Here is a 12241-nt window from a genome sequence, read left to right on the forward strand (position 1 = left end):
AAGGGACGACTTCTGCGAAAGGTTCGCATCCTTAACCCGCTACAATTTGAGAAAACTCTCCTTGAGGCATCTACCTATGAAAATCCTCCACGGTACTTGGATTCCTAAGGCAGAAGCTAATTTCCTACAAACAGGTGCATTTTACCTGTGGGTAGAAACCCCAATTTTAAAAAAACGCCGCAACTCGCAAAAAAACAGCCATCCCAGCCATCTTGCCAAAGACGACTTGGAAGCTTTTCTAAGCAATGAACTGGGAATCGCCACAGCACCCTATCATAAGATTAGCGAGAATATTTCTACTCAATACATTGCTCTTCCCACCGCGAACAACCAGCCTCTTCCTTCTCCTGAATTAATTAAATATTTGGAAGAAGAAGTTAACGAAGACTATGAAGAATTTACGGACTGGGAAATTGATACCTATGAAGTTAACGCTAGGGTAAAAACCGGCAGTTATAGCTATGCCAAGGTCAATAATGTTATTAAACTGCTTAACGATATTCACTTCTTGGCTTTACATAACTTTGGTGAAATTATTATCGGTTCAGACCTCCTATTTTGGTATCACTATACCCAAGCATTTAAACAAATTATATTCAAAGACCAATATATTCCCAGCCTCAAATATCGAGAACTTCCTGCTGTAACCAAGGGAAAACGCAAGCAAACCGCTAATTCCTTTGAAATTTATTCAGGATGGGAAATTGTTTCTGAAAAATACGAAACCTTAATTCAAAGATATGCAGACTATATGCCTCTAGTCTGCGTTGCCGGTTCTTCCGTACCCAGGACAACAGTAGAATTTTTTTCTAAAGAAAGCTTACTCCGTCACTTTTCTGAATGTCTGTTGCATGAAATTGTCACCCATACTCCCTCGACTGCTAAATTCGATCAGCAGATTACAGATACCATCCTTTATGATTGTTTCTATCCGGACAGCAAAAACCCGCAAACTACCGAAAAAGCTTTAGAAGAATACAAGCAGTGGTATGCCTGGAAAGCTAAACTAACCCGCAGCCAAAATACAGGGAATTTTGACCTCTGCTTTCAGTTAAAAGAAGCTAACTCTGAAACAGATAACTGGCAAATTGTTTTCTTGGCTAACTCCAAACAAGATCCATCCTTAAAACTTTCTTTAGGGGATTATTGGCGGCTGAATCAGAAAAGTAAAAAAGATATTCAAAAATACTTTGGCAAAGATTTTGAAAATAATCTGCTTTTGAATTTGGGATATGCAGCGCGGATGTATCCTAAACTGTGGCAGGGATTAGAAACTGACCAGCCAATCGGGTTGCAACTTAATCTGCAAGAAGCCTTTGAATTTCTCAAAGAAAGCGCCTGGGTATTAGAAGATTCCGGTTACAAAGTCATCGTTCCCGCCTGGTGGACGCCGGATGGTCGTCGGAAAGCTAGAGTTCGGCTGAAAACGTCTTCTCGAAGCGTTGGTAAATCCAAAGCTGCTAACAAAGGATACTTTAATTTAGACGCGATTGTTGAATATCAATACGAGCTATCAATTGGCGGTCAGCCGGTTACTCAAAAAGAATGGCAGCAACTCGTCAAAGCTAAAACGCCGCTGGTGCAATTTCGCGGTCAGTGGATAGAACTAGACCAAGAAAAGATGCAGCAGATGTTGGAATTCTGGCAATCTCAGGCTAAAGAACAGCCAGAAATGACTTTGTTAGATTTCATGAAATTAGCCGCAGCAGCGGAGGATGATATTGAAGTCGAGCATGACCAGACATTGTCAGAAATGATGGCGAAATTGGAGGATAAAAGTAGACTAGAGCCGGTTCAAAATCCGCCGAAGTTGCAGGGAAATTTACGCGAATACCAAAAACGCGGCGTGTCCTGGTTGCAATATTTAGAAACGCTCGGTCTAAATGGTTGTCTTGCTGATGATATGGGATTGGGTAAGTCGGTTCAAGTCATTGCTCGGCTGGTGAATGAAAAAGAATCTGCCGATTCAATCCTAGCAACTTTGTTAATTGCACCAACATCAGTTGTCGGAAATTGGCAAAAAGAAATCGAAAAATTTGCGCCTCATCTACAAGCAATGGTGCATCATGGCAGTAGCCGCTTTCAACAAGTCGCTGATTTTAAAGAAGCTTGCCTTAAGCATGATGTCGTGATTACATCGTTTACTTTGGCTCGAAAAGATGAAAAACTTTTGCATAGTCTGAAATGGCATCGAGTGGTGGTGGATGAAGCGCAAAATATCAAAAATCCTAAAGCTGCTCAAACCAAGGCAATTTTAAAGTTGACTGCTAACCATCGACTGGCACTAACGGGAACCCCAGTAGAAAATAGGTTACTGGATTTATGGTCGATTTTTAACTTTCTGAATCCTGGCTATTTGGGTAAAGAAGCACAATTTCGCAAGGGTTTTGAGATCCCAATTCAGAAAGATAATAATCGGGTAAAATCTACGACGTTGAAGAAATTGGTAGAGCCTTTTATTTTACGTCGAGTCAAGACTGACCAATCAATTATTAACGATCTGCCAGATAAAGTCGAACAAAAATTATATTGCAATTTGACGAAAGAACAAGCTTCTCTTTATGAAGCTGTCGTCAAAGATGTGAGCGAAAAAATTAATGATTCCGAAGGCATTCAGCGCAAAGGGTTAATTTTGTCAACCTTGCTGAGGCTGAAACAAATCTGCAATCATCCAGCGCAATTTTTACAAGATGGGAGCGAATTTTCAACTGAGCGATCGCATAAACTTAGCCGTCTTGCAGAAATGGTTGAGGAAGCCATTTCTGAAGGCGAAAGTTTGTTAATTTTTAGCCAATTCAAGGAAATCTGCGACTCCCTAGAAAAATACCTCAAGCATACTTGTCACTACAACACTTATTACATTCATGGAGGCACCAACCGCAACAAGCGAGAACAAATGATTACCGAATTTCAAAACCCAGAAACTGAACCATCAGTGTTTATTCTCTCTCTCAAAGCTGGCGGCGTTGGCATTACGCTAACGAAAGCAAATCACGTCTTTCACTTTGACCGCTGGTGGAACCCCGCCGTTGAAGATCAGGCGACAGATAGAGCTTTTCGGATTGGTCAGAATAAAAATGTATTTGTTCACAAATTTATTGCAATTGGGACTTTGGAAGAACGCATCGATAAAATGATTGAAGATAAGAAAAAGCTGTCTTCTGCTGTTGTCGGTACCGATGAAGCTTGGCTGACAGAACTTGATAACGAAGCCTTTAAACAACTGATTTCACTGAACAAAGCTGCAATCTTGGAGTAATCATGGCTCAATTTAGCCGTACCTGGTGGGGAAAACGCTTCATTCAAGCCTTAGAAGCTTTTACCGATCCTGCGAGATTAGGACGAGGACGTTCCTATGCGAATGGGGGGAAAGTCCTCCACTACAAAATTGACCAGAATGAAATTAATGCTGTTGTCAAAGGTTCAGTGAATCCCTATTTTGGAGTTTATAAAGAGCCAACCTATATTATCAATATTGAAATTACACCGATTGATAAATCCAGTTGGTCGAAGGCGATTAAACACCTTTCATCAAAAGCTAGCTTTGTCTCCAAGCTATTGATGAATGAAGTTCCCGATAATATTGAAGATGCTTTTTCTGACCTAGGATTGCATCTTCTCCCCCACAATCGCAAAGATTTTAAAACCAATTGTTCTTGTCCAGATTACGCCAATCCCTGCAAACACATCGCGGGTGTCTACTACTTGGTAGCGTCCCAACTAGACCACAATCCGTTTCTCTTGTTTGAACTCAGAGGTTTATCTAAAGAGGCACTGCAAGCGGAACTGGCAAAATCTCCTTTAGGAGAGGTTTTATCCACTGAACTTACGGCAAAAGAAATCCCTTTAGAATCCTCCGCGTCTTACTACACCCCACTGGAAAAAGTCCCCGTTACTGAGAAGATAAATCCCAGAGAATTTTGGCTGGGGACGAAGCGACTGCCTCAAACTGTTGAAATGGCATCGCTGGCAAGTTTGCCAGCAATTTTGATTAAAAAGCAGGGAGACTTTCCGCCTTTTTGGAAGAAAGATAGTTCTTTTATTGAAGTGATGGAGGAGTTGTATGAGCGAGTGAAAACAAAAAATAAAGAAGTCATGTAAGACGGCTTATCTCTCGCGTGCATTGTAGAGACGCGATTAATCGCGTCTCTACGTCAATTAAAATAGGCTCATACAAATTACCTTTAATAGCGATAAACTTGGAATTTGCTCTTTGCCCCTTTTTTAAGGGGATCTGTATCAGTCTTTTTATGAAGTGGAGTGAAATCCTTTACCAGTAATTCTTAGAGAATTTTGCCAATCTCTATGCAGAATTGCCCATAACGCCACATCCTCAAATACTCCCAACTTTCGCACTCGCTGGCGTAGCAAACCTTCTTGTACAAACCCGTTTTTCTGAAATACTTTTCCAGAACCCGGATTTCTGACCATATGATAGCCATAGAGCCTATTAAGAGATAAATCTCCAAAACCGAAACGAAGCACTGGTTTCAATCCTTCACTCATGTAACCTTGTCCCCATGCTTCAACTGCTAACCAAAAACTCAGTTCAGCCTGAGAATGCTCCCGTTCAATATCCCGAACCTCAATGATTCCGCTAAACACCCTCTCAGATTTGCTCTCAATCACAAATGTGACAGAATGACCCGCTTCAAACTCTGCAAGTTGCTTAGAGATGTATCGCTCAGCTTCACATTAGGGTAGGGATGAGGAATGGAAATCATGGCATCAGCGAGTTCACGAACGCTAGCAAATGTCTGGATGGATAGAGCATCCTCAAAAGTGAGTGGACGCAAGACTAACCTATTTGTCTTTAACGTGGCTTGAGCAATCATGAAACGTATCTTATCGCAACCTACTTTTTAGATGTAACTTGAGTGTTGATTTTCTGGTTTTTGGCTTAACCTGAGATCGAGAGATATCTTTGTAAGGTGGCATCAACTGTCAGATGAATTTCTGGAGAATTGCTCTTTTTTACATTTTCTAAAGCCAACTTCACTGCTTGGTCAGGATAGATAATTTGTCCCAACCGTTTCACAGCATACAACTGGCGAAACTCCTCTGAATGCTGCAACTCGTCAAGCAAAAATGCTTTGTAGCGCCAAAGAAAATAGTTCTCGAAAGCTAAAGCGCTTTTACAATATTCCCTCAGTTGCTTTCGATTTGCCTCTGCTTCCGGCACCAGATAATTCCAATAATTGCGGCATTGCTCGTAAATACCTTCTACAAGCGCCGTCCACTCGTCATTAATCCATTTGCGGTACTGGATAACACATTCGCGCTTCGTTACCACATATTGTCCGGCATCTAGGGCGATGAGTGCTGTCGCCGGACAAAGGACATTTAACACTAAATCTTTAGTCCCGTAGTGAATCGTTCCATCCGACGCACGCATCTGACGGCGATCGCAACCATAAAACTCACCGTCCGGATCGGGGTCGAGAGGAAACGTTAACACCTCCGGATTGCCACGCGATCGCGTCAACAACCGATATGGAAAGTGCATACTGTCCAGGATATAGCTATCTATTGGCTTTATTGGAACCAGAGGGCGAATGTCTTCCCCATATATCAGAAGCGTGCCTTTCTGGAACCTAACCGCACCAATCCGAAACAGCGCCTCTTCACTGTCTGCGGTCATACCCAGTTCTATCGAGGTGATTTTCTGGCACTCGTCGCTTACCTGTGCGAATTCCTGTCGTTCGTCAGAAGTCAGGCTACCCTTAAAAACGACGCGCAGATCGATATCGCTGGTAGCTACCGCAGTACCATTAGCATAACTGCCTTCCAAATAATAGCCGCGAATGCGACCTGGAAAACTTTCCCCGATTTTGCCGATAATTTCGCAGGCGATCGCGTCAACTTTCTCGACACCTGTTGAGGCAATGAGAGTAATATTTGTCATCTTCGGTTAAAGTCTGCTTGTAGACTTTCCGTTGCGATTGTAAAGGAATTGAATTATACCAACTCTTTATAACAATGCATTCAATTGTTCTGTACGGGACAGAACAATCCAATGTCCCTACAGAAAATAAATATTGCTCATAAAGAATTGGTATTAGCAGAAATTAGCGATCGCACCTCTTCTAAAATTCCTTGAGAAATCTAACACATGGCAGCAGATCCCCCCAACCTCATGAATTGGGGGGCTAAGAAGGAACGCAAATAGCGACAGAATTAATCAATGGGATTAAGCCGTAAGTCCACATGGTTTTTTGACAGAGAAATGAATAGGGGCAGGTTTTAAATTGAAACCCACCCCTACTTCCGATATATTTCGCCCAACAGCTGCTGCTACAGGTCTTAAGCTATGAACGAGATCCACCATATCTTCTAAGGAAAGCGCCTGACGAGCATCGGAAACAGATTTTTCGGGTTCTGGATGACACTCAATAATTAAGCCATCTGCACCACAAGCGATCGCTGCCTTTGCCAAAGGTGCTACCAATTCCCGCTTACCGACGGCATGAGACGGATCGACAATGACTGGCAAGTGGGTTATCTGCTTCAAAGCCGCTACCGCGCCTAAATCCAGCACATTGCGCGTATAGTTATCGAAGCTGCGAATACCCCGTTCGCACAGCACCACATCGGGATTGCCGTGGCTTAAAATATATTCCGCCGCCATGACAAATTCTTCAATCGTAGAAGCTAGACCACGTTTGAGCAATATTGGCTTGCCAGCTTGTCCCAAAGCTTTCAGCAAATCGAAGTTTTGCATATTACGGCTCCCAATTTGCAGCATATCCGCATGAGTCGCAACAGCTTCTATTTGCCCAATTGACATCACTTCTGTGACGACGGGTATGCCATAACGCGATCGCACATCTGCCAAAATCTGGAGTCCTTCCACTCCCATTCCCTGGAACGCATAAGGAGAGGTACGGGGTTTGTAGACACCGCCACGCAGCGCCTGAACGGGCGCTGCGGCGAGTTGGCTAGCGACCGTTTCCATCTGTTCCAAGCTTTCCACTGTACAAGGCCCCCCGATGATCGCAAGTTCCGTCCCACCGATGGAAACTTGTTCGGAAAGTTTGACAGTAGTTTGGTGATTGGCGTGGGATTGCGAGGCAAGTTTGGCGTTAATCATGATTTGAGTCTCCTTGAAGTTAAAAGATTGTTTCTTCCCCTTCCTTGTAGGAGAGGGTAGGGGGAGGTTAGAGTTTGGCAACAAAAAAGCCCGGAACCTTTTGTATTTCCGGGCTATAGACGATTCATCGGCATGACGCTATTTACCCGGAACTTGTGGGCCAAAAATAAAAGCCATAAAACCAGCTACTGAAATAGGTCATCACGATGAAAAATTGCTCCTTAAAACAAAAAACCGCAGATTTTACTCTGCGGTTCACCGGGCGGTTCCAATGCGGGCACTGGATTCACTGCCGGTGAACCGTCCTAAACCAATAAAAGTAAAAACTGCTAATGAACATGGGGGAAAATGCCTGATTTGAATATTTACTGCTTACCTGAGAATTCTGGCAAAAGCCAGTTTTTTCTAGGTCGCTATGGAACTTATCACTCTTTTATTTAAGTTTTATGCAATAAGTCCATTCATCCATGAACTTAGCAAAGGGATCAAATTGCGTCAAGACCCCTGCGAGGGTAAATCAAGCGACTAATCTTGAGGAAACGCCTGAATTAACACCACAGAACTGACTACCAGTAACCCTCCCAATATTTGTCTGCCTACGAGTTGCTCTCCCAGGAAAACGATTCCCAGCAGCACTGTCACCACGGGTTCGATGGTGGAGAGAATGGCAGCTCTGGAGGTTCCCAGCCGCTGGATACCCGCGAACAAGGTAATGATGGGCAGCACTGTGGCGATCGCTGCCAAACCGGCGATTGTCCCTAGGGCGATGCTCGTTTGGGGAATAATCAGCCCCCGCCCCAAGCAAGCGGCTCCCATAAAAGAGAGGGCGGCTCCCAGAGACAGATAGGCGCTGGTTGTCACCGGAGAGAGCGATCGCACTAATCTCGCCCCAAAGGTTAGGTAAAGTGCGTACCAGGCTCCCGATGCGATCCCCAAGCTTAACCCTAAAGGCTGCACGGTGGTTCCACCCAAATCGGCAGTCAGCAAACAGCCGGTGAGGGCTAAACCGAGGGCAATCTTCCGGTAGAACCCAGGGCGATCGCCTTCGATTACCCACGTCAAGACAGTGACAAAGGCGGGATAGGTGTAAAGCAACAAAGCGGCAACGCCAGCGCTGGTGTAAGCAAGAGCGCCGAAGAACAGAGTTGCTTGAATCGCATACCCCACGCCTCCCAAAAGGGTGGAAGCGATCGCGTCTTGCGGTTTTAAGCGCCACTCGTCTCGCCACACCAGCCACGCCCAGAGTACCACTGCCGCGCCTGTAAATCGCCAAGCCAGGGTGCTGGACAAATCTAACCCTTCCGCATAGGCAAGCTTGGCGAAGATCGCCAGCGTCGCAAAACCCGTTGCGGAGACGGCTATCAGAGCAACTCCCACTCGATTGGGGCGAGGCGCGGTTCTTCCTTCCTCTCGTTTGTCGTTTGGCATCGAGTCCTCCTGCTTCTACATCAGCATACGAGAAACGACAGGGTGCAATTGACAAGTTTCCAGATATTCTTACAGAGGTGAGAGGTGCCCAATTTTCGATGACATCAAGCAGTGAAAGTATGACTCGTCTCAACCATCCAGGGGAGAACTCGTTGCTACTTTCCTACGTCTCATCGGGTGGGAAAATTCATCATGCTCTGCAATTTCAGCCACAATTCGCTATGTCAATCAAGAAAATTATTTCTTACGTCCTGCTAATTTTTGTACCCATTTCAATTGCTGCTGAATATTTAGGATGGGGTTCGCTTGCCATTTTTATTACATCAGGGATCGCGATCGTCCCCCTAGCAATTTGGTTAAGCACTGCGACTGAAGAAGTTGCCGTCGTTACGGGGCCTTCGATTGGTGCATTGTTAAATGCAGTCTTTGGAAATGCAACCGAGCTAATTATTGCTTTAGCAGCTCTAAATGCTGGTTTAGTTGACATTGTTAAAGCAAGTATTACTGGAACAATTATCAGTAATTTACTCCTGGTCATGGGACTTTCCATGCTGTTAGGAGGACTGCGCTATAAAGAACAGGAATTCAAGCCGATTGTGGCGCGGGTGAATGGTTCGTCGATGACGCTGGCAGCGATCGCTCTTATTTTGCCCACGACGGTCATCAATACCTCAAATGGTGTTCCACTCGATGCAATTCGCAATCTCTCCCTCACAGTTGCCACTGTGTTAATCGTAGTTTATGCTCTGACGTTACTGTTTTCTTTAAAAACTCATAGCTATCTTTACGAGGTGGGATTAGTCGATTTAGACTCACCAAATTCAATCGGTTCTGAAGCTGAATCAACTGCCCACAAACCGAATCTTTGGCTCTGGATTGGTGTGTTAGTAGCCTCTACGGTTGCAGTTGCCTTTGAGTCAGAGATTTTTGTGGGAGTTGTGGAGGAAGCAACAAAGGGTCTGGGTTTGACTCCCTTATTTACAGGTGTTGTTCTGTTGCCTCTCGTTGGCGGTGCAGCCGAATATGTAACTGCGGTCAACGTCGCTCTCAAGAACAATATGGATTTATCCGTCTCTGTGGCGATGGGGTCTAGTTTATTAGTTGCCCTGCTCGTGGCTCCAATTTTAGTTTTGGTAGGAGTTGTCATTGGTCAACCAATGGATCTCAACTTCAATCCTTTTGAAGTGATTGCGGTAGCGATCGCTGTCACTGTTGCCAATCTTATCAGTCTAGACGGACGCTCTAACTGGTTAGAAGGCGTACTGCTCTTAGCAACCTACATCGTCTTGGGAGCAGCTTTTTACTTTCATCCCGCCTAAGGGTTGTTTTTTGATAATTGGGAAAAAGTTTTGAGTTAAAGGACTTTCTGCTCGCCTCAAAACTCAAAATTCAAAACTCTCATTACCAAATCCTTACGCCGAACGTCCGCTTTCTCCCTTCACCACCGCTGCTCCAATTAAATGCGCCAGACGTAATGCCTCTGGAACGTTGCCGCAGTCAGTCAGACGTTGCAGCACCGCAGCGGTTACGTCTGGCTCAGCACCGCACACTTGGAAAAAGAATGGCGGGAAGGTATAAATTCCACCAGCACGCTGCAAAAGCTTGAGCCGTCGCTCTGGCTGTGGCAAGTGGTGAATGGCTTGTTTGACAGCGGCTAGATCAGGCTGACGCCGCATCACGGCAACGCAGGGGAGTTCCAATCGCTCGGCAAGCTTAGGAAGGTCAATTACGTTAAAACCGCCAAAAGCGATGCCGTCGAGCAGCACTAAGTGTAATTGCGGCAAGAACTTTTTACCGAGCAGTAGCTTACAAACGGTATCAGTTGCATTCCAGCCATCTTGCCGCACCTTTCCCCACACCATGCCCTCAAAGCGGGTGCCTGCACAAACGATCCCAGCGATGGAGGCACTACCACCCCTACGGCGTGCGAACGGCGCATCATCGAAGCCGATGACGCGAATTAGGCGATTGAGTCGGAGTAAAGATTCAAGATTCATCTCACACCAAAAAAGCGATCGCATCCGTGATTTTAAGCTAATTTTCCCTTTTAGAAGCGCTTAAAGCAGCATTTTTGAGCTTAAGAAACTAAACCATACTAATCGTCCTAAAAAAGCTTATTTCTGCCAATTTTTAGGGAAATATGCTTAATTCTAACTTGATCGCTCGTCTAACTCAGGCCTCTTGGTGGCATCCGAGGTACTAAAGTGCCCAAAAGCACCCGTGAAAGCTGAACCAGTCCGCTCTAAATAATGAGAAAATGTTAAGTTATCTATCATAAAAACTTGGTGGCAGAATTATGGCTCAAATTCAATTTTCCAGAGGGATCAACGAAGAAGTCATACCGGATGTAAAGCTAACCCGCTCTAAGAGTGGCGCTCATGGCACCGCTACGTTTTATTTTGAAAGTCCCAACGCCTTTAACACCGAAACCTCAGGGGAAATCACTGGGATGTACATGGTTGACGAGGAAGGAGAACTGTTGACGAGAGAAGTCAAGGGCGTATTTGTCAACGGTCAAGCAAAAGACCTCCAAGCAACTTACCTGATGAAGTCTCCTGAAGAATGGGATCGCTTCATGCGCTTCATGCAACGGTATGCAAAAGATCATGGTTTGGAACTTAGCCAGTCCTAAATAAAGAGCTAAGTGCTTGGGGCACAGGCAATACCCATGCAATCCGGTTCGGATAAGCTCATTTGCCTACCAGTAACCTCCGGTAGAGACGCGAAATGGTGCGGCACTGCACTGCGTTAACGTGTCGCAGCACGAATGCACCATTTCGCTAATGCGTCTCTACACCCCTCCACTGAGCGGTTGAAACCGCACAGCGACAGCAAGCACACATGAAAACCTGCCGGGAGCAGGTTACAGAACCCTAGATTTTCGGTTGGTTCGCGCTTTTAGGACTTGGAATGCAATCGCCGCAAAATTCCATTCTGAGGGCTTGATGCAAAATTTGAGTTAACCGAACAGTATTTGAATGCGCGTGCCCTTACCGAGAGCTAGCGAAATCAGGAGTCAAGATTCGTAGGAACGGTTAATCGGACAGCCGTGTGGCAGTAAGATATCCCAGAAAAGCCCGTTTTTAAAAACTCAAAACTCTTGAGGGAATAGCTTACCCATGACCAATCTGCCTCACCCAGACCCGGAGAGGATGACAGTGACTTGCGCTGTTATCACAGTTAGCGATACGCGATCGCCCGAAACCGACAAAAGCGGTCAATTGATTAAACAGTTACTCCGAGATGCCGGTCATGCGGTCTCAGAGTACGCCATTCTCAAAGATGAACCGGAGGAGATTCGGGCGCAGCTGCAAGCACTCGCCCAACGCCCGGATCTGGATGCTTTGATCTTCAATGGAGGCACTGGCATCGCGCCGAGAGATACCACCTACGACGCTCTAGAAAGCTTGCTCTCAAAAATCTTGCCTGGATTTGGCGAATTGTTCCGGTTTCTCAGTTATCAAGAAATTGGCTCGCGGGCGATCGCATCTCGCGCCGTTGCCGGTGTCTATCAAACCAAATTGGTATTTTCCATCCCCGGTTCTACCAATGCCGTTAAACTTGCCATCCAACAGCTAATTTTGCCAGAACTTGTTCACTTAGTTAGCCAGCTACAGAAAAGTGAGGAGTGAAGAGTTAGGACTGAGGACTGAGGGCTGAGGACTGAGAAGTGAAGAGTCAGGAATCAGGAGTCAAGAGTCAGGAGTGAAGGCGTCTTACAGG

Annotated in this window: 11 protein-coding genes; 5 read left to right on the plus strand and 6 right to left on the minus strand. The window is 45.3% G+C overall.

Going from position 1 to position 12241, the window contains the following annotated elements; all coding sequences use genetic code 11:
* The first annotated feature begins 76 nt into the window (after positions 1–76).
* Entirely contained in the window at positions 77–3259 is a 3183-nt protein-coding gene (locus tag NC996_RS13530; protein WP_190689150.1) for a DEAD/DEAH box helicase, read from the plus strand.
* A gap of 2 nt (positions 3260–3261) precedes the next feature.
* On the plus strand, positions 3262–4101 hold the full coding sequence (locus NC996_RS13535) for an SWIM zinc finger family protein (protein ID WP_190672406.1): 840 nt from the start codon (positions 3262–3264) through the stop codon (positions 4099–4101).
* A 147-nt stretch (positions 4102–4248) separates the two neighbouring features.
* Here the strand turns inward: NC996_RS13535 and NC996_RS13540 are convergent, their stop codons facing one another.
* The 5 genes from NC996_RS13540 to NC996_RS13560 all read right to left on the minus strand — a co-directional run bounded on the left by NC996_RS13540 (position 4249) and on the right by NC996_RS13560 (position 8518).
* The gene (locus NC996_RS13540) at positions 4249–4677 is read right to left on the minus strand and encodes a GNAT family N-acetyltransferase (protein ID WP_339380487.1); all 429 of its coding nucleotides are present in this window, start codon (positions 4675–4677) and stop codon (positions 4249–4251) included.
* Positions 4626–4835 carry a hypothetical protein gene (locus NC996_RS13545; RefSeq protein ID WP_199303312.1) on the minus strand — a complete coding sequence of 70 codons (210 nt, stop codon included), beginning with the start codon at positions 4833–4835 and terminating at the stop codon, positions 4626–4628. Before NC996_RS13545 ends, NC996_RS13540 begins: the two co-directional genes overlap by 52 nt.
* 65 nt (positions 4836–4900) lie before the next feature.
* A complete protein-coding gene (locus tag NC996_RS13550) occupies positions 4901–5905 on the minus strand; it encodes a nucleotidyltransferase domain-containing protein (protein WP_190689153.1) in 1005 nt (334 codons plus the stop codon).
* 285 nt (positions 5906–6190) lie between these two features.
* A complete protein-coding gene (gene aroF, locus NC996_RS13555) occupies positions 6191–7093 on the minus strand; it encodes a 3-deoxy-7-phosphoheptulonate synthase (RefSeq protein ID WP_347277798.1) in 903 nt (300 codons plus the stop codon).
* A 522-nt stretch (positions 7094–7615) separates the two neighbouring features.
* Positions 7616–8518, minus strand: coding sequence for an EamA family transporter (locus tag NC996_RS13560; RefSeq protein ID WP_190689158.1), 903 nt, complete (start codon positions 8516–8518; stop codon positions 7616–7618).
* A gap of 221 nt (positions 8519–8739) precedes the next feature.
* On the opposite strand from NC996_RS13560, the gene cax reads away from it, so the two are divergent.
* The gene (gene cax / locus NC996_RS13565) at positions 8740–9837 is read left to right on the plus strand and encodes a calcium/proton exchanger (protein WP_190415026.1); all 1098 of its coding nucleotides are present in this window, start codon (positions 8740–8742) and stop codon (positions 9835–9837) included.
* A gap of 93 nt (positions 9838–9930) precedes the next feature.
* Here cax and NC996_RS13570 read toward each other — a convergent pair whose 3' ends face one another.
* Positions 9931–10515, minus strand: coding sequence for a DUF99 family protein (locus NC996_RS13570; RefSeq protein ID WP_190525116.1), 585 nt, complete (start codon positions 10513–10515; stop codon positions 9931–9933).
* Between the two features lie 299 nt (positions 10516–10814).
* Between NC996_RS13570 and psb28 the strand changes: the two genes are divergently transcribed.
* On the plus strand, positions 10815–11150 hold the full coding sequence (gene psb28 / locus NC996_RS13575) for a photosystem II reaction center protein Psb28 (RefSeq protein ID WP_190414836.1): 336 nt from the start codon (positions 10815–10817) through the stop codon (positions 11148–11150).
* Positions 11151–11637: 487 nt separating this feature from the next.
* Complete coding sequence (locus tag NC996_RS13580; RefSeq protein ID WP_190414837.1) at positions 11638–12150, plus strand: MogA/MoaB family molybdenum cofactor biosynthesis protein; 513 nt, start codon at positions 11638–11640, stop codon at positions 12148–12150.
* Positions 12151–12241: the final 91 nt, after the last annotated feature.

The sequence above is a fragment of the Trichocoleus sp. ST-U2 genome (assembly GCF_039961875.1).
Taxonomy (GTDB): domain Bacteria; phylum Cyanobacteriota; class Cyanobacteriia; order Cyanobacteriales; family FACHB-T130; genus FACHB-T130.